Annotated in this window: 15 protein-coding genes; 7 read left to right on the forward strand and 8 right to left on the reverse strand. The window is 61.4% G+C overall.

Translation table 11 applies throughout. The features are described 5' to 3' along the window. Positions 1 to 189 precede the first annotated feature (189 nt). Both HDE80_RS11730 and HDE80_RS11735 read right to left on the reverse strand, forming a co-directional pair. On the reverse strand, positions 190 to 753 hold the full coding sequence (locus HDE80_RS11730) for a DUF2059 domain-containing protein (protein WP_184671058.1): 564 nt from the start codon (positions 751 to 753) through the stop codon (positions 190 to 192). A gap of 69 nt (positions 754 to 822) precedes the next feature. Beyond that, positions 823 to 3282, reverse strand: coding sequence for a prolyl oligopeptidase family serine peptidase (locus HDE80_RS11735; protein ID WP_184671060.1), 2460 nt, complete (start codon positions 3280 to 3282; stop codon positions 823 to 825). A 156-nt stretch (positions 3283 to 3438) separates the two neighbouring features. On the opposite strand from HDE80_RS11735, the gene HDE80_RS11740 reads away from it, so the two are divergent. From HDE80_RS11740 to HDE80_RS11765, 6 genes are all read left to right on the forward strand, one after another. Continuing rightward, positions 3439 to 5628 (forward strand): prolyl oligopeptidase family serine peptidase, encoded by a 2190-nt coding sequence (locus HDE80_RS11740; protein WP_184671062.1) that lies wholly within the window; start codon positions 3439 to 3441, stop codon positions 5626 to 5628. An 89-nt stretch (positions 5629 to 5717) separates the two neighbouring features. Continuing rightward, complete coding sequence (locus tag HDE80_RS11745) at positions 5718 to 6380, forward strand: dienelactone hydrolase family protein (protein ID WP_184671064.1); 663 nt, start codon at positions 5718 to 5720, stop codon at positions 6378 to 6380. A gap of 142 nt (positions 6381 to 6522) precedes the next feature. Then, complete coding sequence (locus tag HDE80_RS11750; protein ID WP_184671066.1) at positions 6523 to 7623, forward strand: histidine kinase; 1101 nt, start codon at positions 6523 to 6525, stop codon at positions 7621 to 7623. Then, positions 7601 to 8305 (forward strand): LytTR family DNA-binding domain-containing protein, encoded by a 705-nt coding sequence (locus HDE80_RS11755; RefSeq protein WP_184671068.1) that lies wholly within the window; start codon positions 7601 to 7603, stop codon positions 8303 to 8305. The genes HDE80_RS11750 and HDE80_RS11755 overlap by 23 nt, the downstream gene beginning before the upstream one ends. Before the next feature lie 115 nt (positions 8306 to 8420). After that, a complete protein-coding gene (locus tag HDE80_RS11760; RefSeq protein WP_184671069.1) occupies positions 8421 to 8711 on the forward strand; it encodes a hypothetical protein in 291 nt (96 codons plus the stop codon). Positions 8712 to 8817: 106 nt separating this feature from the next. Beyond that, positions 8818 to 9456 (forward strand): glutathione S-transferase, encoded by a 639-nt coding sequence (locus HDE80_RS11765; protein ID WP_184671071.1) that lies wholly within the window; start codon positions 8818 to 8820, stop codon positions 9454 to 9456. A gap of 392 nt (positions 9457 to 9848) precedes the next feature. Here the strand turns inward: HDE80_RS11765 and HDE80_RS11770 are convergent, their stop codons facing one another. The 4 genes from HDE80_RS11770 to HDE80_RS11785 all read right to left on the reverse strand — a co-directional run bounded on the left by HDE80_RS11770 (position 9849) and on the right by HDE80_RS11785 (position 15962). Further along, complete coding sequence (locus HDE80_RS11770; protein WP_184671073.1) at positions 9849 to 11477, reverse strand: protease pro-enzyme activation domain-containing protein; 1629 nt, start codon at positions 11475 to 11477, stop codon at positions 9849 to 9851. Between the two features lie 625 nt (positions 11478 to 12102). Then, entirely contained in the window at positions 12103 to 13011 is a 909-nt protein-coding gene (gnd, locus tag HDE80_RS11775) for a phosphogluconate dehydrogenase (NAD(+)-dependent, decarboxylating) (protein WP_184671075.1), read from the reverse strand. Positions 13012 to 13113: 102 nt separating this feature from the next. Then, the gene (locus tag HDE80_RS11780) at positions 13114 to 14646 is read right to left on the reverse strand and encodes a mercuric reductase (protein WP_184671077.1); all 1533 of its coding nucleotides are present in this window, start codon (positions 14644 to 14646) and stop codon (positions 13114 to 13116) included. Further along, on the reverse strand, positions 14646 to 15962 hold the full coding sequence (locus tag HDE80_RS11785) for a glucoamylase family protein (protein ID WP_184671078.1): 1317 nt from the start codon (positions 15960 to 15962) through the stop codon (positions 14646 to 14648). The genes HDE80_RS11780 and HDE80_RS11785 overlap by 1 nt, the downstream gene beginning before the upstream one ends. 405 nt (positions 15963 to 16367) lie before the next feature. Here HDE80_RS11785 and HDE80_RS11790 point away from each other — a divergent pair, with 405 nt between their 5' ends. Continuing rightward, positions 16368 to 20231 carry a glycosyl transferase family 36 gene (locus HDE80_RS11790; RefSeq protein WP_184671080.1) on the forward strand — a complete coding sequence of 1288 codons (3864 nt, stop codon included), beginning with the start codon at positions 16368 to 16370 and terminating at the stop codon, positions 20229 to 20231. A gap of 25 nt (positions 20232 to 20256) precedes the next feature. Here HDE80_RS11790 and ntrC read toward each other — a convergent pair whose 3' ends face one another. Further along, the gene (gene ntrC, locus HDE80_RS11795) at positions 20257 to 21636 is read right to left on the reverse strand and encodes a nitrogen regulation protein NR(I) (protein WP_184671082.1); all 1380 of its coding nucleotides are present in this window, start codon (positions 21634 to 21636) and stop codon (positions 20257 to 20259) included. Beyond that, positions 21629 to 22636, reverse strand: coding sequence for an ATP-binding protein (locus tag HDE80_RS11800; RefSeq protein WP_184671084.1), 1008 nt, complete (start codon positions 22634 to 22636; stop codon positions 21629 to 21631). The genes ntrC and HDE80_RS11800 overlap by 8 nt, the downstream gene beginning before the upstream one ends. Between the last annotated feature and the right edge of the window lie 74 nt (positions 22637 to 22710).

Here is a 22710-nt window from a genome sequence, read left to right on the forward strand (position 1 = left end):
GCCTTCTCTTTGGGTTGCTTTTCTCTTGGCCACGCAAAAGAAAAGTGACTCGGTCACCAGTGGTGGCCGAAAGCTCTTAATTTCTACCCCAGCTCAATACAAAGTTCAGCACCAAACCAAGAACCTACTGTAGATGGCGCGTTAGCCTTTAGAGTGAGAGGCCGTGGCACTCAAACCTCAAACGCTCGCTTAGCCGTCGCTCTTACCGCTTGTATTTGTCGAGGGCGCGGGCGCCTTGTCCTTGCTCGCTTTATAGGCAGCAAGTTTACTTGTTGTCTCTTGCGCAATCTTTTGCATATCGGGCATCAGTACAGCTATTTTTTTCTGCATTATTTGCATGCCCTGCTGCATCAAGAGCGGCATTTTCACAACCACGGCCTGACCCGACGGAGATTTGTAGAACGCTACCATGTCATTCACTTCCTTCTGGGAGAACGATTTTTTGTACATGTCGATATACACGGGTTCCAGGCTCTCCCAGCTCAATGCCTGCCGCATTACCTCGTACACCTCGCTATCTTGCTGGTCGAGAATTTTTTGCTCCGCCGCATCGACGCTGCTCCCTGCCAGGCTCTGCTGCTCAGATTTCTGCATCATGCCTTTCACCTGGCCCATCATGCTGTCGACAAGCTTGTGCGCCTGCATTACCTGAAGCAGTTCGTGTACCGATGCATCACTCGGTGGCGCGTCAGCGGCAAAAATGGGGCTCGTCGTGAGAAGCAAGGCTAGAAAACCTATCGTGCGAAGACGCATCTTTATCTCTCCTTGAAGTTAACTATGAATAAAAATTTCAAGCATTTAAGCCTTGACTGATTTTTCATATCAGTTACTGGAAGTTGTAATACCCGGTTTCAAATACGTCTCAAACAACTCATCAATCCGCCGATACTCATCATGCCAATCGTCCGCATGGACAAAACTGTGGCGCTCCAGCGGGTACAGCGAGATCCAGAAGTTCTTCTTGTGCAGTTCGATGAAGCGCTGATAGAGGCGGATCGAATCGCTGGCCATTACGTTGTCGTCGATCAGGCCGTGTTCGATCAGCAGCGGGTCGCGCAGCTGGTCGGCGTATTCGATCGGTGAGCTGATCTTGTATGACTCGGGATCGAGCTGCGGTTCGTTGAGGATGTCGGAGGTGTAGTCGTCGTTGTAGCTGGTCCAGTCGGAGACCGGGCGAAGGGCAGCGCCGGCGGCGAACTCACCCGGTGCACGCAGCAATGCGATCTCGGTCATGAAGCCACCGTAGCTGCCGCCGTAGATGCCAACGCGCTGAGGATCGACAGCGTGGTTTTTCACCAGCCAGGCCTTGCCGTCGAGCAGATCCTCCAGCTCCGGATGGCCCATGTGCCGGTAGATCGCGGTGCGCCAGGCGCGACCGTAGCCTTCGGAGGCGCGGTAGTCCATATCGAGCACCACGTAACCCTGCTGCACGAGCAGGTTGTTGAACATCTGTTCGCGGAAGTAGTAGCTGGACGACAGCGTGACGTTCTGCAGGTAACCGGCACCGTGCACGAAGAACACCGCCGGACGCTTGGCTGCCTCGGTTTCATCAGCCGGCCCGTAGTACTTGGCGTAGATCACGCCCGCACCATGGCTGGAGGGAATCTCGACGATCTTCGGCGCGATCCACGCATGCGCGGTATAGGCCGGCTTGATGGTATTGGTGAGGTCATGACCTTCGCCGCCAGCGGATGGCTGCACCGCCAGCTGCGGGAAAATGTATGGCGAGGAATGCAGCACGGCAAGCTGCCTGCCATCGGGCGAGAGTTTGAAATCGTCCATGCCCTGATACTGCGTGACGCGGGTCAGCGCGCCGCCCTTCGCCGGCAGTCGATAGACGTCGTAACTGTAAGGTGCGACCTGGTTGGTGCGCAGATAGAACCGCTGGCCGTCGTCGCTGAGCAGCGGATGGCTGACCTCGAACTTGCCGGACGTCAGCGCCGTCGCCTTGCCGTCGAGCGATTTGCTGTAGAGCTGCGAGTAACCGGTATGCTCGCTGAGATACCACAGCGTGCGGTTGTCCTTGAGCCAGCCGAAATCGTTGAAGTTCCAGTTGATCCAGGCTTCATCGGTCAGCCGCTGCTGGTTGACCAGCTTGTGCTGACTGAAATCGACGTTGGCGATCCAGCGATCCTTGTTGTCGATGGCACGTACCTGCACGGCAAGATGGCTGCCGTCGTCGCTCCAGGCGATACCACCGCCACCGCCATCTTCGGGGCTGCCGACCACGCGGACGCCGCGCACATCGGGTGCCTTCAATGCCTTGGCCTCATCGGACTTGCCGTCTTTTTCCAGCGCGGCCACAGTCTGGCTGCGCAGCGCTTTCAGTGGATCGTCCTTGATGCCGGGCAGGTCGTCGGTCGCCAGCGGATAGCTCTGGTGTTCGCGCAGATCGAGCAGCAGCAGCGACTGCGGCGCCGGATCGTTATGACCGACATACGTGCGCGCCTCCTTCGGCTCGGTGTAGCCGCTCTCGGTCACGTAGTGATTGACCACCGGTGCCTTGCCGTCGTCGTGATCCTTTGGTGCGGTGACCACCAGCAGCCAGCGACCATCGGGCGAGAGTTCGGTATCGACAGCAGTGGCCTTATCGCCCAGAAAGAACGGCGCCGGCGCGCGACCGGGGTCGGCGGCATCGAGCGCCTTGTCCTCATCCTTCAGCGCTTGCTTGTCGGCCTTGATGTCGCGCAGGGTCTTGAACAGACGCAGCTGTAGATCGCCCAGCTCGTCGGCCTTCTTTGCCTGCGGATCGTTGGCAAATTTCAGTACAGCAGCGGGCGACGTGACGCCGCTAACGAGGTCGTAGCTGTACCAGTCGTTGTCGTCGCGGAACTGCAGCGCGCGACCGTCGGCGGAGAATTGCGGTGAGGATTTCTCCTGCGGCGTGCGGGTGACCTGCGTACGACGGCCAGTGCTAACGTCAACCACGAACACGTCGCCGTGCATCACATACGCGGCGTGCCGATGTGTGCGGTCGAACACCGCCGGGCCTTCGGCCTGCGCCATCGCGGCGGGATCGAGCTTGGTGCTTTGACCGCTGGCGGCGTCGACGCGATACAGATCCTGCACCGGGCTGCCATCGCGCTTGAGCGCGTAGTAGATGCTACGGCCATCCACGCTCCAATACGGCATCTCGACCGGATGACCGATCCAGTCCGGATTGGCCATGATGGTTTCCAGATCGAGCGGTGTACTGGCGGGCGCGCCACTGGCTGGCGGTGTGACAGCTGCGGCGGGCAGCACAGCAAAAGCGATAAGGCCGGCAAGCAGCAGTCGACGCATGGGTTTGTCTCCACGGAAGGTATCAATGAGAAAAATCAGCATAGCCGAGCACAGTGGCCCTGCACGCCTACCCGTGCCAGAAGTCAGGGTCGCCGCTGCTGCACGGGAAACGCCATGGCGCTACGCTGTTGTTTCTTCGGTCACCGGGTAAAGCTCATGCGCCTAGCCATCGTTCGCCTGATCGTTATCTTTGGCACGCTGCTCGGCGCGAGTTCTTTCTGCGCCGCCCAGGTACAGCCAGCCGCGGTGCTCCCTGCACGCGATGTGCTGCCCGCGCGCGATGTCTCGCTGATCGATCCGGACCGAACGCCGTCGATGCCGCCGTCCACGCCACAGGGCAAGGACGCCAGCGTGCTGCATGGGACAAGCGTCAGCGATCCCTACCGCTGGCTGGAAAATCCCGACAACCCCTCCGTGCAGAAGTGGATCGCCGTGCAGAACGCGCATACCGAGGCCGTACTGGCCGCGATGCCCGACGGCAAGGCGATGACCGCGCGCGTGCAGCAACTGGCGATCACGTCGGCCACACGCTCCGGTCCGCTGCTGGCCAACGGCACACTCTTCTACATGCAGGAAACGCCGCCACAACCGCAACCACAGCTGATGGCGCAGCTGTGGCCGAACGGCAAACCGCGTGTGCTGATCGACCTCAACGCCAACGGCGGCAACACTGCGATTACGGACTACTGGCCATCGCCGCGAGCGCACTATCTCGCCTACGGCACCGCCGATGGCGGCAGCGAGCTGACCACCATCCATGTGCTCGATGTAGCCACCGGCAAGGTTCTCGACGACGCATTGCCATGGGCCGGTGGTGGCACCACGCCGCAGGCGCTGGCCTGGGACGCCGATGAAAAAGGCTTTACCTACGCGCGCTTTGCGCCGCCGCAAGGCAATGCCGAGGTCAGACAGTTTGATGCCACGCTGGTGCATCACGTGTTGGGCGAGCCGACGTCGAACGACACCGTAGTTTTCGGTCAGGGCTATTCGCGCGTGGCGGAATATCGCCTGCTCAGCTCGCCCGGCGCGAAGCAGCTGGCCGTGCTGACCAACGTCGGCGACGGCGGCCCGGCCGGCGTCTACCTGCGTGATGGCACGCAGTGGAAAAAGATCATCGGCGATGAAGCGAACGTGCGTCTGGCCGCATGGGTCGGCCAACGGTTGTTTGTGGCGAGCTTTGCCGATGCACCGCGCGGCAAGCTGCTGGCGGTCGATGCGCAGGGCGCGGTAAGCCAGGTACTGGGCGAGCGCGATGGTGCAATTCAGGGCGTCGACCCGATCGCCAACGGCTTTCTGGTCACGCGCAGCTGGGGGCCGGACTGGTGGGTGGAGCAGTACGACGCCAGGGCCAAGTTCGTGCGGCGCCTGCCACTGCCTGAGCAAGGTATATCGGTCGGCAGCATCGCGGCCGAGCAGGGCCAGAATCAGGCATTGATCAGCTATGCCGGCTGGACCACACCCTCGCGCTGGGCCGAGTACGACGCGCGCAGCGGCCATCTGAAAGCCGTATTCAAGGTGAAGCCCGCGGGCGACTATTCGAACATCGACGTTCAGCGCATCGATGGCATCTCGACCGATGGCAGCCATGTACCGGTGACGGTGATATCAATGCGCGGTATCACGCCGAACGGCAAGCGTCCGACCATTCTTTACGGCTATGGTGGTTTCGATATTCCGATCGCACCCAACTTTGTCGGCGCCAACCTTGCGTGGCTGGAACGCGGCGGCGTGCTGGCCTACGCAAATATCCGCGGCGGCAACGAGTTCGGCGAAGCGTGGCATGCACAGGGTCAGATGCTGCACAAGCAGACCGTGTTCGATGATTTCCACACGGCGGCGGTGGCGCTGATCGACAAGCAGTGGACCGATCGCGCGCATCTGGGCATTCTCGGCGGCAGCAACGGTGGCCTGCTGATGGGTGCCTCACTGGTGCAGCATCCGGGTGACTACCGCGCGGTGGTGTCGATGGTCGGCATCTACGATGTGATCCGTCATGAGACCGACTTCGCCAATGGCGCCTACAACGTCAGCGAATACGGCACGGTGAGCGACCCGGCGCAGTTCAAGGCCACGCTGGCCTACTCGCCACTGCAGAACGTGCAGCCGCACACCGCCTACCCCGCCGTACTGATGACCACCGGCGCCAACGATCCGCGCGTGGCGCCATGGCAGTCGCGCAAGTTCACCGCCGCGCTGCAAAACTCCACCACATCGGATCAACCGATCCTGCTGCTGACGCGCGTCAATGCCGGCCATGGCATCGGCGCACCCTTCAGCCAGCGCGTAGGCAACACCGCCATCATGCTGACCTTCTTTGCGCAGGAGCTGGGGTTGGATGCGAAATAATTGAAGGCAGTAAATGCGCCGGCACCATCGTTCGGGCAACAGTGCAGTGGCTGCTACCATGGTTTTTTATTTTAAAAAGCACATCACTCATGCCACTGCCTACCGCCGAACAGGAAACCGCCGCCAACCCGACCCATAGCGTGATCTGGCTGCATGGACTGGGCGCCGACGGCAACGACTTTGCGCCAATCGTGCCGCAGCTGGCAGCACCGGGCTGGCCGGCGCTGCGCTTCGTATTTCCGCATGCGCCGGTGCGGCCGGTAACCATCAACAACGGCATGTCGATGCGTGCCTGGTACGACATCGCTGCGTTCGATCTCAACGCGAAGCAGGACGAAACCGGCATGCGCGCGTCGGTCGCCGAAGTGGAAACGCTGATCGCCCGCGAACACAGCCGCGGCGTGCCCAGCGAGCGCATCCTGCTGGCGGGCTTTTCACAGGGCGGCGCCATCGCGTTGTCGGCAGGCCTACGGCATGCAGAGAAGCTGGCCGGCATCATTGCGCTATCCACCTATCTGCCAATGCACACCACACTGACCGCCGAACGCCACGCGTCGAATTCGGCTACGCCGATCTTCTGGGGCCACGGTCAGGCTGATCCGGTCGTGGTGCTGCAACGTGGCCTGGACTCGCGTGATCGCCTGCGGGCACTGGGCTACCCGGTCGACTGGCATACCTACCCGATGCTGCACGCCGTATGCCCGCAGGAGATTTTCGACCTGCGCGACTGGATCGGGCAGCGGCTGAAGTAACAAGCTGTCGAATCAGCCACGCGTCTTCGCCGAGGAAACTTTCACTTCCGTACCGATCGTCCCCTTCTCATCGCTGGGGACAAAGCTGGAATGGGGATCCACTGCTCGCGGCTTGACCACACTCATGCGGCATACTTCCCGCATGCCTCCACCGACTACCGCCAATAATCCACGCGAACGCGTCGAGCAGAGTCCGCTGCCGGACTTCTGCCGGCTGCCCGCGCTGTTCGCGCTGATCATGGTGGGCGCGCTGACGGTGACGGTAATGTGGCTGGCGCGCAATGGCCAGCGCGATTGGGCGAGCTATAGCGTCGGCATGCTGTTCGTCACCTGGCTGGCGTTGGTGATCGCCGTGGTTCTGTGCAAGTTGCGTGCACTGCTGCAGCGCCTGCCCGGCCACCTGTCCTATGTCGGCGTGTGGCTGCTGATTGTGCTTATCGTGCTGATTGCCAGCAGCATTGCGCGCTGGCTCGATGTTGCGCTGCAGATGCAATTGGGCACTGATAGCCGCGGCGTCTTTGTGCGCGACAACGTGGCCATCGCCGCGCTGCTCGGTGCCGCGATGCTGCGCTACTTCTACGTGCTGGCGCAGTGGCAAGCACGGCTGGCTGCGGTGACGCGCGCGCAGGTCGATGCACTGCAGGCACGCATCCGGCCGCACTTTCTTTTCAACAGCATGAACACCGTGGCCGCACTGATCCGCGTTGATCCCGATGCCGCCGAGCGTACGGTGGAAGATCTCTCCGAACTGTTTCGCGCCGCGCTGGGCCAGCACAACAACGACGACGGCACGCTCGGCGACGAATTGGCGCTGATCGAACGCTACCTCTCGATTGAACAGCTGCGCCTGGGCGATCGTCTGCGTGTGCAGCGAGATATCGAATCGCTGCCGGATAATTTCCCGCTGCCGCGTCTGCTGCTGCAACCGTTAGTCGAGAACGCCGTACGCCACGGCATCCAGCCACTGGTCGGCGGCGGCGAAGTGATCCTGCGCGGCCAGCGCAACGGCAACGCCATCCTTATCGAAATCATCAACCCACTGCCTGCCACCGCGGCCGAACCCGGTAACGGTCACGGCCTCGATAGCGTGCGACAGCGCGTGACCTACCGCTATGGTCCACAGGCGCGCGTCGAAGCAGGCCCACAAAGCGGACCCGATGGCGAACGCTTCATCGTTCGCCTCCACCTACCCATACTTCACTCATCAGGGCAGGCGAACGATGCGCGTACTGATCGTCGATGACGAACCGCTGGCTCGCGCGCGGCTGGCCGTGCTGCTGGGTGACTGCGTCGATGTGGAAATCGTGGGCAGCGTTGCCGATGGGGAAAGTGCGCTCGCCGCCATTGGCGAACAGCAGCCCGACATCCTGCTGCTCGACATCAACATGCCCGGACTCAACGGCACCGCCTTGGCCAAGCGGCTAGCCGGCCGCGCAAGACCGCAGGTAATTTTTTGCACCGCCTACGAAACCCACGCGCTGCAGGCGTTCGAACTCGGCGCCGTGGACTATCTGCTCAAACCGGTGCGCCTCGAACGGCTGCGCGATGCCTTGCAGCGCGCCGAGCGCCGCCTCGCCGACCAGGGCCGCGACACACCAAAGTATCTGCGCGGCCGCCTGCGTGGCGAAGAAGTGCGCATTGCCCTCGATGAAGTGATCTGCCTAGTTGCCGACGAAAAATACGTCGTCGTGCAGCACCGCCGCGGCGAATTGCTGATCGAAGAATCCCTGCGCCAACTCGAAGAAACCTACCCCAACCAACTCATCCGCCTGCACCGCAACTGCCTCGTCCCACCGTCGCGCTTGCTGGGCTTGAAAACACTCAGCGACGGCCGTGTGCTTGCGCGTCTGGATGGCACCGAACTAAGCCCTGAAATCAGCCGCCGCAATTTGCCGGCGCTGCGGAAGCTGTTGCGATTAGGGTGAGAAGTTGGAGGCAAGCAGAGAGACCAGGCTCAAATCACCTGCTTGACCGACCAACACCAGCATCTGAACATCTTGCACACGTTATCAAACGTGTTATCAAAAAGGGTTGGAGCGCATGGAACGTACCAAGGCCGCAAACCTCGCTTTGCTTTTGATAGCAATTGGCTGGCTACTGGCTTTCATTGGCGTCATGTCACAGCTGGGCGATCCCGGCCCAACGGTTACTCACGCCCAGATCGAAGCAAATCGACTGCGATCATTTGCAGCATTGGTTATCGGCGTTGCGTGCTTATTGAGCTCACTTTGGCTATCCGGCTACTGCTTCGCCGTCGCAAGAGTACGTTCCATCGCGTCTGCGGCGGCGGTAATGTTGCCTTCAATGGCTATCATCCTGAGCATGCTTTAAGTCACCGAGTGTTACATCGCTTGTGGAAGATGCGGTCTAACTTATAAATCAACTCGCGACTCCGGCTTCGCTTCATTTAGACGCCAATACAAGAAAAGGGATCATCATGAAACTCATCGGCATGCTCGACTCGCCTTACGTTCGCCGCGTGGCAATTTCACTGCAGGTACTTGGCTTGCGCTTCGAACACCAGTCGCTTTCGGTATTCGGTGGGTTCGACGAATTTCAGCAGATCAATCCCGTGGTGAAGGCGCCGACGTTGATCTGTGATGACGGCGAGGTACTGATCGATTCGACGCTGATTCTTCAATATGCCGAATCGATCGCGAGCTCCGGTAGAAGCCTGATGCCAAGCGGCAACCCCGAGCTTCACCACGCGCTACACATTATCGGGCTAGCAATGGCGGCCAACGAGAAAAGCGTGCAGATCATCTACGAACGCAAACTGCGACCCGCCGAAAAACAGCACGAACCATGGATAGAGCGCGTCACCGGACAATTGTTTGCAGCTTTCAACGCGCTTGAATCAGCCTTCCGCGATCAATCGAAAGCCGTCACCCGTCGCACCATCGATCAGGCCGGCATCAGCACCGCCGTAGCCTGGAAGTTCACCCAGGAAGTGCTCCCCGGACTCGTGCCAACTGCCGACTATCCTTCGCTGCAAGCCTTCTCGGAAAAAGCCGAAACTCTGCCCGAATTCGCAGCCGCGCCATGCGGCTCGACAACCTATCGACACGCCGATTGATCCGATGGAAAAGTTGAGGCAACTCCAGCCTTACCGCTCCGGCTTCAGCTCTGCCTTTTGACGTACCACTCCCCTGTGCAGCAGTGAGCTGAGGCCGGCAGACCCGTAGGTGATTCTGCACCGCCTACGAAGCGCATGCGCTGCAGGCCTTCGACCTAGGCACCATCGATTACCTGCTCATCCGCCTGCACCGCAACTGCCTCGTCCCACCGTCACGACTACTGGGTTTGAAAACACTCAGCGATGGTCGCGTACTCGTGTGCCTCGACGGCATAAGACTGAAAAGTCATCGCTCAACTCGTGCTAAGTGACTGTCGACCACCCATTGTTTGACGGCAGAAACACCGAGTACTTCATACCGTCTGTTGCGACTCGTCACTCCTCAAACTCGGCTAATCATGGAAGTAACCGATGGCCAGTGCGTTCAAGTTTCGCGCATTTATGCTGCCCCAGCCACCGATGGCATCGTAACCAGCAACGGCGTTGTACCCATAGCCACCATAGCCGTTGTTGCCCTCATTGACTGGATGCACCAGCTGTTGCATCGAGTAGCCACTAAGGGCGTAATCGTTTTTGATGTGATCGTGATAGTCGGCGTAGCAGGTGTAGAGCAGCTCGAGAGGTGTTTCCGGATGGTATCCCATCCTGATTCTCAGACCTACATACAAGGCCGCGGCGAGCACGGTGCCTCCCACTTGGACGGGCGTGGCGTTCCCCTGGAGATAGACCAGGGCACCACTCGCAGGGTCAGCATCGAAGGCAACGTCCGGAACGATCCGCCAAGGGGCATGATTGAACAAGTCCCCTTGACCTCCCTCGAACTTGCTCACACCACCGCCACCGGCGTGGAGTTGCTGGTCGCTCGTGAGGTTCTCCGGATCGACAGGAGCCACGCCAGAATTCCACCCGGTTTCGGACGCATAAATGCCGCCACTCGTATACAGCGAAGTGCCGCCTATCGCCCAGACATCGCGGTCACTTGCCGGATAGTTCACGGTATAGCTGCCCGGGGCAACTAGCCAGTTTCCCTGGGCATCGAGAATCACACCCTCGGATTCAGCATATGCACCGTCGTCGCCGCTAGGAGCGATGTTCTCTGGTATAAACGCGATCGCATTGTCGGATGCCGCCATCAGGCCGCTGCGATGGGCATCGTCTTCCGATATGGCAAAGGGAAGCAGCTCACTCGCATATTGGACAGGCCAGCTGAATTCGTCCTCCATCGTGTCAATCCCCAGGATCAGATTGGCATCGCCGAGATCGGGCGGATTGTAGAAAACAATCTGCTTCAATCCACCGGCCATCCCGACCATCGCCTCGACTGCTGTCGTCCACACCAGATCCTTGGCGGGGTCGTCCTGATAGCTTCCATCGCCCACGCGGATCACCTGGGTGGATACATCCGGCAGGCCATGCGATGTGGTGTACGCCTTGAGATTGGCCAGCACCGCCGTCAAGTCGCCGGAAGCAACCATGGCCACCGTGCTGCCCGTGCCGATGGGCAGATTATCCGCATCGTAGAAAGCCGGAAATTCCGTCAGCTCGTGCGCTACCTCCACCGCCGTGCCGGCCGCGTTCGCGCGTGCTTTCGTCGAAGCCGGCGACGGCGCCACCTCAACAACGGCTTGGGCCGTCGCTACATTCTGCAGGCCTAGCACGGCCACTACCACGCCGCCCAACGCCTGCGGCACCTGGGCCGGCGCGTTATTGCCGAATGCGGCGCGACCTTGATACTGAAAGCTCATCAAGGTGGTGTTGAATGCGGCCTGGATGCCGGTCACCGTACCGGTTGCGTCGACCAACCGTTGGCTGGAGCTCACCTTGATGCCGGTAAAGCCATTTTGCTGCAGGTAATCGACTACCGCCTGGACTTGCGCAGGAGTCGGCTTGCTATCCGGCAGAACCGGGTTGAGTGCTGCCACCACATGTTCGCTGGTGGTCGCCGGTAACGCCGTTGCCGTCGTCGATGGCAAAAAGGCCTGAGTCTGGGTGGCGACCCAGACTGTGTCTGTCGCCTGCACATCACTCGTGGCACACGCTGCGACCAAGGCCAATACAAGCGTCGTAAATCTTAATGCCCGTATTGCGGGCCGATGTTGCCTCATGGCGTTCATATCATCGCCTTCCTTTGTACGAGCGCCGGAACCTTAAATCCGTGCACAGCGCCAATCTGCCCCTGCAATCGCTACGATAAGCTGGTGCCATATATCAAATTGTGAAGCGCGACCAATTCAACTCTGAAGTACGTCACAAGATGAAGTGAAGAGCAGCGGGCTCGGCAGCCTGCGCAGCTTCAGTGTCAAGTGGAACTGCGCATGAGCTACACGCACCTAGGCCCGACGGCCGGCCCGGAGGCGCGATCTACCGGAAATACATCGAATCATTACCACGCCATCGGAGCCAGGACGACTCGGGTTCCGACTCGCTTAACCATGCCAACTATTGACGACGGGCCGCCCAGATCGGCAGCGGTACGGGTGTCCCTGCTCGGTGACCATTGCGGTGGTGTTGGCCTTGAATTCTTCGGTAAAACGACGACGGATACGTGGAGACACGATGGACACGTATCCCGAACTTTATCGTTCGGCATACGTGTCCATATACGTGTCCATCAAACCCCGGCGAGAGCGGTCGCGCCAGCGACAATCACCCTTCCTTCTTGATCTCATGCCCACCAAACTCATTGCGCATCGACGCCAGCAATTTGTCGGCGAACGAGTCGTTGTCGCGCGAGCGGTAGCGCTCCATTAGTGACAAGGTAATCACCGGTGCGGAAACGCTCAGCTCCATCGCCGCATCCACCGTCCATCGGCCTTCGCCCGAATCGACGACGTACGGCGCAATGCCGGTCATGTTGGGATTCTTGCCCAGCGCATCCGTGGTGAGGTCGAGCAACCATGAGCGCACCACACTGCCGTAACGCCAGATTTCACCGACCTGTTTCAGGTCGAGGCCGAACTCGGTCTTGTGCTTGAGGATGGAGAAGCCCTCGGCGTACGCCTGCATCATCCCGTACTCGATGCCGTTGTGAACCATCTTGGTGTAGTGGCCGGAGCTGACCGGGCCGACGCGACCCCAGCCCTGATTCTTGGCCGGCGCGAGCGTTTCGAAGATCGGCTTGATCGCGTCAACGGCTTTCTCGTCGCCGCCAACCATCATGCTGTAACCCTCGGCCAGACCCCAGATGCCGCCGCTGGTACCGCAATCGACATAGTTGATTTTCTTGTCGACGTACGAGGCCGCGCGGCGCTGCGTGTCCTTGTAATTGGAGTTGCCGCCGTCGATGACAGTGTCACCGGCCGACAGCAGCTTGTACAAGGTATCGACGGTGTCGTCGGTGATCTTGCCCGAGGGCACCATCACCCATACCACGCGTGGCGTGGGGAGTGCCTTGACCAGCGCTTCCAGCGAGTCGGCTTCGCCGGCGCCCTTGGACACCAGCAGCGTGCGCGCGTCAGCGTTGGGATCAAAACCGGTGACCTTGTGACCGCCCTTGAGCAGACGTTCCGCCATATTGGCGCCCATTTTGCCGAGACCCACCATGCCAAGTTCCATCGGATGTCCTTTACGTAGAGTGATTGGGGAGAGGAAGAATTCTTGATGCTTGTGTTGCACAGTCTATTCACGTCGTCGATAAGCCGGCGTGATCGCAGAAACTTACTCGGCGGTACGTGCCAGCCATTTCTGCAGGCGGGCGCGCAAGCGTGAGGTGATGCGGGTACGGCTGTAGGCCTTGGCCGCTTCGCGAATGGCTTCGGCCTGAGTCGGATACGCGTGAATCACCCGCGCCAGCGTGCGCAAGCCGATCTTGGCGACCATGGCCAGGGTGATCTCGTTGATCATCTCGCCGGCATGGCGCGCCACGATGGTGGCGCCGAGGATGGTATCGGTGCCTTCACGAATATGGATTTTCACGAAGCCCCCCTCTTCGCTGTCGGTCACCGCGCGATCGATCTGGTGCATCGGCACGGTGAACGTTTTTACCGGAATGCCCTTGAGATTGGCTTCGCGCACATACAGCCCGACGTGGGCGATTTCTGGATCGGTGTAAGTACACCACGGAATGACCAGCTCGCTGAGGCGCATGCGCCCGCGCATGAAGGCATTGTTGACCACGATGCGTGCTGAGGCCGCTGCGGTGTCGGTGTACTGATCCTCCAGGCAGACGTCGCCAGCGGCGTAGATACGCGGATTATTAGTCGCCAGGAAATCGTCGACGCTGATGCCCTTTTTGTCGTCAAATTTGACGCCGGCCTTTTCCAGATCCATCCCCTGCACGTTCGGCACGCGACCGACGCCGGTGAGAATCGCGTCGACCTCAATGGTGCTTTTGTAGTCAGCACTGAGCAGGTCGACCTGCTTGACGCCGTTCTCGACGCGCACGGCCGTTGCCGTGGTGTTGAGTCGTACCTCGATGCCATCGCGCGCAAACGCATCGGAAAGAATCTGGGCCGCGTCGCGTTCCTCCTTTTCGAGGAACAGCGGCTTGTCCTGCACGATGGTGACCTTGGAGCCCAGCTGGCGAAACGCCTGGGCCAGTTCGCAGCCGACCGGGCCGCCGCCAATCACCAGCAGGCGCTTGGGCAGCTCGGTGAGATTGAAGACCGTGGCATTGGTGAGAAAGCCCGCTTCGCGCAGACCCGGCACGTTCGGGATATGGGGGCGCGTGCCGGTGGCGATCATCGCCTTGCCGAAGCGCAGCGTGAGGTCGTTGACCATCAGCGTGTCGGCACCGGTAAAACGTACATTGCCGAAGAACATGTCGACGCCAAGCGAGGCCATCCGTCGCACCGACGAGCCACCGCTGAGGTGGCTGCGGATGCGCCGTACACGATCCATCACGGCGGTAAAATCCACCTCGATATGATCCGGCACCTTGCCGCCGTAACGGCCGGCGTTGCGCATATCCGCGTACAACCGCGCGGTACGGATCAACGCCTTGGACGGCACGCAACCCGTGTTGAGGCAGGTTCCGCCGATCAGGTGGCGCTCGATCATCGCCACCTTCAGGCCCATGGCAATGGCCAGTTCGGCAGCGGCCACACCGGCCGAACCCGCACCAACGATGACCAGTTGATACCGGTCCATCGGCTTCGGGTTGGCCCATGCCACTGGATGCAGGTCGGCCAGCCGTTTGTCTTCCCACGCATCCTGCGGCGCGGTGATCGAGGCATCGAAAGGGGGCGACATCAGCGTGCTCCATCGGTATCGGAAGGCTGCAGCCAGCCACCGGTGAAGCCGGCTTGCTGCAGCCCGTCGCGGATGTAGCTACAACCGCGCATCAACTGCCACAGCAGGCCGCTGCGATGGTTTTCGATCATCATCACCACAATACCCTGGTCGAGTCCGTAGTAACCGTTCGAAATCCATAGCTCGCCGTTCACCAGAACGGAGGGATTGAAACTGCTGGCCAGGCGGTTATCGACCGTCATCTGCGGGTAGCGCATCAGCATGTTGCGTATGGCCTCCATGACCAATTCCGGCGCGAACGGCAGCGAGGCAAGCACGGCTGGTGCAGACAGCGTGCCATCGTCTGGACCATAGGGCACGCCGCGCCCCGCGTAGCCAAACAGGCGCCGATCTTCGCTGACTTCATCCGGCTGCTCGTCGGTGGGGCCATCGCAGGCGGAGAGTCCCCAGCAGTTCTGGTCGTAGCCGGTGAATTCGTGAGGATTGAGCTCGGTGTATCGGCGCTGGATGTGGACTGCGGCGCGGCTGTTCTCGAAATAGTCCGTATTCTTCTCGCGCATGAAGGGATCACGGATGCCGCGCAGGTCAACCCAGGCGTGCGAGAACTGATGCACGAACAGCGGGCCGGCGTAGAGATAATCGTGGTTGTAGAGGTTTTCCCACTGATAGGTGGCCGTCCACGCGGTGTAGCAGTCGTCCTTGATCGGGTGCGTCGGTGAGCCCATTGCCATGGCGTACAGCACGATCGCTTCGCTATAGCCTTCCCAGCCGTAGTGCAGAAAGCCACTCTCCGGTTTCCATCCCTGTCGGATGGTGCCGCCGCTGTCCTGCGACCAGCGCCAGTCGACGCGACAGTAGAGGAAATCGACCAGCTCGCGCAGCTCGGTTTCCTCCGGCGTATCGGCGGTGTAGTACTGGCCGGCAGTGAGCGCACCCGCAATCAACAGCGCGGTATCGATCATCGACAGTTCGGACTGCCAGACGCGCGTACCTTTGTGGATGTCGAGGAAGTGGTAGTAAAAACCTTTGTAGCCGGTGGCATTCGGCTCACCGCTCTGGTCGCTGTCGCGGAAAAAACGCAGCGCCGCCAGGCTGAGCTTGACCGCCTCGGTGCGTTTCATCCAGCCGCGCTCTATCGCTATCGGATAGCACGAGAGCGCAAAACCAACGACCGCAATGCTGACCGGTGAATTTTCACGCGAGGTGTCGGCGACCAGCCCGTTGTCCGGATTCACGGTTTCCAGAAAATAGCCAAAAGCCGCTTGCTGCATCTGATCGAGCATGACCTCGTCCGTGAGCGTGGGTAGCTGTGTCATTGCATGGGTTTCCGGTATAGCCAAGAGTCTGGAATCAATTTGGACCAATCAATTTAAACCACGCATGGCGAACTGCACCGAAACACCTCGCCTGCTCACAAGCCATTCCGCGGAACGTCCGCCGGGCGGAGCGACTCGTCTGTGCGTCGCCGCATGCCATCTTGCGTCATCTTGTATTACCGGGATCATCGTATCGTCCAAGAGCTCGTCAGCACATGATGGTGGGGTGCGATGCATGTAATGCGTGTAAAGCCCCGGGCAGCATTGTGACTTTCCACGGAACGGATTGTTCATCATTCAACGGTAGTCAGGAATCGACTTCACGCGGTATTAGCCCGGTGCGGACGTACGCTATGAGGGTTGCGACATTCACCCCCGCCGATCGCGCAGGAGATCTAGCCTCTCATGTCATTCCGCTCATCCGCACAACCGCGCACCACACCACGCGCGCACCTGCTTTCCAACGGCAACTACAGCGTGATGCTGAGCGCGCATGGCTCCGGCTACAGCCAATGGCGCGACATGGCGGTGACCCGCTGGCGCGAGGATGCCACCCGCGATCCGTGGGGCAGCTATCTCCTGCTGCGTGATGAAGAGAGTGGCGAAGTCTGGTCAGCCAGCCAGCAGCCGTATGGCAGCAGCGGGCCCGACGATACCGTAGCGTTCTCGCCCGGTCGCGCCAGTTTCAATCGTCATCACAGCCACGTGCACAGCATGCTGGAGGTAGCGATAGCGAGCGACGCCGACGTGGAACTTCGCCGTCTTACGTTGACCAACTATGGCGACAAGCCGCGCGCGCTCTCCATAACCGCCTATGCGGAAGTCGTTATCGGACCGATCGGCGGGGACAATTCGCATCCGGCCTTCTCCAAGATGTTTGTGCAAACCGACTGGGATGCCGCGAATCGTTTGTTGCTGGCCACCCGTCGCCGACGCGCCACCAGCGAAGCCAAGGTTTGGGCCGCCCAGGCGCTGCACATCGAGGGCCAGCCGGCGACCGAAGAATTCGAGACGGACCGTGCGCGCTTTCTCGGCCGCGGCCGTACGCTGCGCCACGCGCAGGTCATGCAGATGAGTGCAAGCTTGTCCGGCACGACCGGCTGCGTACTCGATCCAGTCTTTGCCCTGCGCCAGCACGTGACGCTTGCCCCAGGCACTAGCGTCACGCTGCTGCTATGGACGCAGCTGGCCGATTCACGCGAGGGCGCAACCGCGCTGGCAGCTCGGTTGGCTGACGGTGGCGCTGCGCAGAGCCTGTTTGCCGGCGCGGTAAAACATGCGCAAGCCGAACAGGAGCGGCTGGACATCAACGATGCCCAGGCTGCGCGCTTCGCCCACTGGATGTCGGCCCTGCTCAGCAGCGATGCCTCGCAACGTGCCGCTCCCGCCTTGCTGGCTCACGGCCGCGGTGGCCCGCCAGCGCTGTGGGGCGCCGGCATTTCCGGCGATCGTCCGATCGTGCTGTTGCGACTGGACAAGGACTCGACCTTGCCGCAGGTGCAAGCACTGCTGCTGGCGCAAACCCTATGGCGCAGCCAGCGGTTGGCGGTCGACGTGGTGGTGTTGAACGCGTCGAAAGACGCTGATGCCCTGCAGGGCAAACTCGATCCACTGATCAACGCCCAGCAGGCGCTGCTGAAGGAGGACAGCAACGCACCGAAGGCTGAACTCTTTTGTCTGAAAGACAGCGCGATCTGGGACGAGCTACGCAACGGTTTGCTGACGGTGGCCCGCGTGGTGCTGGGCGACAGGATCACCGGCGACGCTGCTTCCGTGGATGGGGGCTCAACGCCTGCCGCTGCCGCGATTCGCGCGACGCAGCCGATCACCGCAACAGCCACACCGTCCACGCTCGAATTTTCCAACGGCCACGGTGGCTTCGTCGATGAGGGTCGCGCCTACCGCATCGACCTCGATGTGGATCGCCCGACGCCGGCACCCTGGGTCAACGTGATCGCCAATCCGGCATTCGGCTTTATCGTTTCGGCCGAGGGCGGCGGCTATGCATGGTCGCTCAACAGCCAGCAAAATCCGCTGACGCCGTGGCCGAACGATCCGGTCAGCGACACACCGCGCGATATTCTCTTTCTGCGCGACGAGGAAAGCCGCGACGTGTGGAGCGCTACCGCGCTACCCGTGCGCGTGGCTGACGCGAAATATGCCGTCATACACGGCAAGGGCTGGACGCGCTTCGTCAATGACGCACATGGCATCGGCACCGAGCTGACGCAGTGCGTGCCCACGGTCGATTCGATCAAACTGTCGCGGCTGCGCCTGAGCAACCATTCCGGACGTACGCGCCGAATCTCCGTCACTGGCTACGTCGAGTGGGCACTGGGTTCGAACGGCACCACGCCGGCACCATTCGTGATCACTTCACGCGATGAGTCCACCGGTGCGCTGTTTGCGCGCAACCCGTGGCGCGGTGACTTCGGTGATCGCGTGGCATTCATCGATCTTGGCGGCCAGCAGCAGTCCTGCACCGGTGATCGCGCTGAGTTTCTCGGCGAGCTGGGCGCGATCGATGATCCCGCCGCCTTGAGTAGTAGCGCGCCATTATCAGGCCGGGTCGGCGCCGGACTGGATCCCTGCGGCGCGTTGCAAACCACTGTCGAACTGCCAGCGGATACGCAAATCGATATCGTCTTCGCACTGGGTGATGCGGCCTCCGAAGATGAGGCGCAAGAACTGGTGAAGCGCTATCGCGCTATAGACATCGATAGCGTGCTGACCGACGTCGGCGCGCAGTGGAACGGCCTGCTTGACACCGTACAGGTCAAGACGCCGGATCGCGCGATGGATGTGATGCTCAACCACTGGCTGCCATATCAGGCACTGGCCAGTCGCGTCTGGGCACGCACCGCGTACTACCAGGCCAGCGGTGCCTACGGCTTCCGCGATCAATTGCAGGACGTGATGGCGCTGTGCGTGAGCCGGCCCGATCTGGCGCGTGAACACCTGCTGCGTGCGACCGGTCGGCAATTTGCTGAAGGCGATGTACAGCACTGGTGGTTGCCGCCGGCTGGCCAGGGTATTCGCACCAAGATCCGCGATGATCGTCTCTGGCTTGCCTACGTCGCCACACATTATGTCGATGTCACCGGCGACGACACCGTATTGGACGAGTTGCTGCCCTTCCTCAAGGGCGACGCCATTCCGGAAGGTGCCAGCGATGCCTTCTTCCAGCCATCGTTATCGGACGAAAAGGTATCGGTCTACGAACACTGCGCTCGCGGTATCGACTCCAGCCTCACGCAGGGTGCGCACGGCCTGCCGCTGATGGGCACCGGCGACTGGAATGACGGCATGAACGCGGTCGGCGAAGCCGGCCGCGGCGAAAGCAGCTGGCTGGCCTGGTTGGCGATCGCCACCATCGGACTGTTCGCCCCGCGCGCCGAGCTGCGCGGCGAAACCGAGCGCGCCAAACACTGGCGCGATTATGCCGACAGCATGCGCGGCGCCCTGGAAAACGCATGGGATGGCGAGTGGTATCGCCGCGGTTACTACGACAATGGCGAGCCGCTGGGCTCACGCGAAAGCGACGAATGCCAGATCGACACCATCGCGCAATCCTGGAGCGTGATTGCCGGCGCACCGAACCGCGAGCACGCCGAACAGGCGATGGCCTCGGTCGACAAACTGCTGGTCGATCATCCAAACCAGATCGCCCGGCTGTTTACCCCGCCGTTCGATCACGGCAAGGAGAACCCTGGCTACATCAAGGGCTACCCACCGGGCGTGCGCGAAAACGGCGGCCAGTACACCCATGGCGCCACCTGGTCGATATTTGCTTGGGCCGGGCTCGGCGATGGCGAACGCGCCGCCGCGCAGTTCGATTTGCTCAATCCGATCCGTCACAGCGACAGCGCCGAGGCCATTGCCCGTTACAAAGTGGAGCCGTATGCCGCCTGCGCGGACGTCTATTCAGTCGATCCGCACGTCGGCCGCGGCGGCTGGACCTGGTACACCGGCTCGGCCGCGTGGCTTTATCGCGGCGGCATGGAGGCAGTGCTGGGCTTCCACAAGCACGGTGACCGGCTGCAGATTGACCCGCGCATTCCGAAAGGCTGGCCCGGCTTCGAGATGGCCTATCAGCATCATGGAAAATCCGGCGCGATCACGCATTACCAGATCGCCGTGGAGAACCCCAACAAGGTTAGCCACGGCGTGAAGCAGATCGCATTGGACGGCCAGACGCTTCCCGCTGATCAATCCGTTGCTTTGGTTGATGATGGACAGACGCATACGCTGCGTATCGTGCTCGGCTAACGAACGCTAGCGACGCGCCGACCTTTCAGCTTCGGCGCGTACGCGACGCGCCAAGCTTGCGGGTCAGCGTATTGCGCCCCATGCCAAGGGCCAGCGCCGCATTCTGGCGATGGCCCGCACTGCTCTGCATCGCAGCCTGCAGCAAGGTCTGATCCAGCGCATCGCGGGCACGCGCATGAATGTCTTTCTCGTCGTTGGATAGCGCCGCCGACGCCCATTCACGCAACGCGTCAGTCCACTCGCCGCTGGCGGCTTTGCCCGCGATCTCGCCAAGATCGGCCGGCAGAATTTCCGCGCCGCGCGCAATCACGGCCATGCGACGGCACAGGTTTTCCAGCTCGCGTACATTACCCGGGTAGTCGCGCTGCGCGACCGCCTTCAACGCCGCCTTCGAAAAGCGCTTCGGCGCCAGCTTGAGTTCCTGCGCCGCCGTGGCGAGAAAATGCTGCGCCAGTATCGGGATATCCGCGCGGCGCGTGCGCAACGGCGGCAGCTCGATACGCACTACATCGAGTCGGTGCATCAGGTCAGCGCGAAACTGCCCGGCCGCCACGCGCGTCGCGAGATCCTGATGTGTCGCCGCGACGATACGTACATTACCGCGTATCAGCTCGCGGCCGCCAACACGATAGAACTCGCCGCCGGCCAGCACACGCAACAGGCGCGTCTGCAGAACCAGCGGCATGTCGCCGATCTCGTCGAGAAACAACGTGCCACCCTCGGCCTGCTCGAAGCGACCGGAGACACGGCGAACCGCGCCGGTGAACGCGCCGGCTTCGTGACCGAACAGTTCGCTCTCCAGCAGCTCGCTGGGAATCGCCGCCGTATTCAACGCGACTAAAGGCTTGCCGCGACGCGCGCTTTCCTCATGCAGTGCGCGTGCCACCAGCTCCTTGCCCGTGCCGGTTTCGCCGGTGATCAACACGTTAAGATCGCTGGCCGCCACGCGGCCGATCAGACGAAACACTTCGCGCATCGGCGCGCTTTCACCAATCAACGCGTGGTTCGCGACGCTCGTGGCAGCCTGTTGAGCGACGGGCGATTGCGCGCTTTCCAACGCCCGCTGCACAGCGGCAACCGCCTGGTCGAGATCGAACGGTTTTGCCAGATAATCCACCGCGCCGGCGCGATACGCCGCCGCGGTAGTCGCCACGTCGGTGTAGGCACTCATCACGATCACCGGGCCCATGCCCTGTTTTTGCATATCGCTCAACAGACTCAGACCATCTTCACCAGGCATGCGCACGTCGGTGACCAGCAGCGCCGGCCGTGACTCGCGCAGCGCATCACGCACCGCGCCGACTTCGCCAAATTCGCGCACGGCCAGGCCTGCATCGCGCAAAGCTTCGGCAAGCACAAAGCGTATGCCGCGATCATCGTCGGCGATCCAGATTTCGTCAGTCATGTGCGCGCTCCAGCGGCAAATACAAAGAGAACACCGTCTCGCCCGGCCGGCTCGCGTAGCGCAGCTCGCCGCCGTGCTCGCGGGCGATCTCGCGCGACAGCGCCAATCCCAGACCGCTACCGTCGGCACGACCAGACACCAGCGGCTGAAACAGAGTATCCCGCAGCGACGTAGGGACGCCGGGGCCGTCGTCGATCACGTCGATCCGCAACGCCATACGCAGCATCCGATCGCCCCAGCGCAAACCGTGTTCGACGCGCGTGCGCAGGGTGAGTGTTTGCGCACCGGCTTCCTGCGCATTGCGTGCGAGGTTGAGCAGAATCTGTTGCAGGCGATCGGCGTCGCCAAGCAGATCCGGCACGCTGGGATCGTAGTCATGTTTCAACCGCAGAGCTTGCGGCTGCGCCTGCAGCAGATCGGTGAGACGTTCCAGCAGATGATGGATATTCACCGCGCCGAGCTGCGGCGCGCCATCGTGATGCAGCAGACGATTGGCCAACGTGGCCAGCCGATCAGCCTCGTCGATGATCAGCCCAGCCAGCGATCGCAGATCATCCGTTGCCACGCGACGCTGCAGCAGCTGCGCTGCACCGCGCAGACCAGCCAGCGGGTTCTTCACCTCGTGTGCGAAGCCGCGCAGCGTCGCCGACAACGGCGAGCCGCTAGCCGCCGGTTCGGCCAACGTATGTAGTTCCAGCAACAGCCCGGCATCGAACGGCTGCAGCGCGATATCGACCAGGCTTTCCCGCCCGCCTGCGGTGCGCAGCGTAAGGCCACGCAACTGCAGCGGACGCTGCTGTTCAATGACGCGTGCGGCCAGCAGCAGGGGTTCCGGCTCACGCAGCAACAGCGCCAGCGGCTGACCCACCGCGCTGCGTGGCCCCAGCTCAATCCACTCCGCCAGCGCTCGATTGATCCAGACCAGGCGCAAGTCCGCATCGACCAATACCAACCCGGTCGCCATCTGCTCCGCCCACGCCTGCCAAACCGCTTTATTCATTGCACCATGATGGGCAATGCGTTGGGTTGGTGCAATTGATGTCGCTGGAGACTCGCGGGTAGCGGCCATTTTTG

This window comes from Rhodanobacter sp. A1T4 (genome assembly GCF_014207185.1).
Taxonomy (GTDB): domain Bacteria; phylum Pseudomonadota; class Gammaproteobacteria; order Xanthomonadales; family Rhodanobacteraceae; genus Rhodanobacter.

Excerpts from the sequence above, each read along its gene's own strand:
- HDE80_RS11730 (WP_184671058.1), bottom strand. The coding sequence starts at position 753 with ATGCGTCTTCGCACGATAGGTTTTCTAGCCTTGCTTCTCACGACGAGC.
- HDE80_RS11735 (WP_184671060.1), bottom strand. The coding sequence starts at position 3,282 with ATGCGTCGACTGCTGCTTGCCGGCCTTATCGCTTTTGCTGTGCTGCCC.
- HDE80_RS11740 (WP_184671062.1), top strand. The coding sequence starts at position 3,439 with ATGCGCCTAGCCATCGTTCGCCTGATCGTTATCTTTGGCACGCTGCTC.
- HDE80_RS11745 (WP_184671064.1), top strand. The coding sequence starts at position 5,718 with ATGCCACTGCCTACCGCCGAACAGGAAACCGCCGCCAACCCGACCCAT.
- HDE80_RS11750 (WP_184671066.1), top strand. The coding sequence starts at position 6,523 with ATGCCTCCACCGACTACCGCCAATAATCCACGCGAACGCGTCGAGCAG.
- HDE80_RS11755 (WP_184671068.1), top strand. The coding sequence starts at position 7,601 with ATGCGCGTACTGATCGTCGATGACGAACCGCTGGCTCGCGCGCGGCTG.
- HDE80_RS11760 (WP_184671069.1), top strand. The coding sequence starts at position 8,421 with ATGGAACGTACCAAGGCCGCAAACCTCGCTTTGCTTTTGATAGCAATT.
- HDE80_RS11765 (WP_184671071.1), top strand. The coding sequence starts at position 8,818 with ATGAAACTCATCGGCATGCTCGACTCGCCTTACGTTCGCCGCGTGGCA.
- gnd (WP_184671075.1), bottom strand. The coding sequence starts at position 13,011 with ATGGAACTTGGCATGGTGGGTCTCGGCAAAATGGGCGCCAATATGGCG.
- HDE80_RS11780 (WP_184671077.1), bottom strand. The coding sequence starts at position 14,646 with ATGTCGCCCCCTTTCGATGCCTCGATCACCGCGCCGCAGGATGCGTGG.
- HDE80_RS11785 (WP_184671078.1), bottom strand. The coding sequence starts at position 15,962 with ATGACACAGCTACCCACGCTCACGGACGAGGTCATGCTCGATCAGATG.
- HDE80_RS11790 (WP_184671080.1), top strand. The coding sequence starts at position 16,368 with ATGTCATTCCGCTCATCCGCACAACCGCGCACCACACCACGCGCGCAC.
- ntrC (WP_184671082.1), bottom strand. The coding sequence starts at position 21,636 with ATGACTGACGAAATCTGGATCGCCGACGATGATCGCGGCATACGCTTT.
- HDE80_RS11800 (WP_184671084.1), bottom strand. The coding sequence starts at position 22,636 with ATGAATAAAGCGGTTTGGCAGGCGTGGGCGGAGCAGATGGCGACCGGG.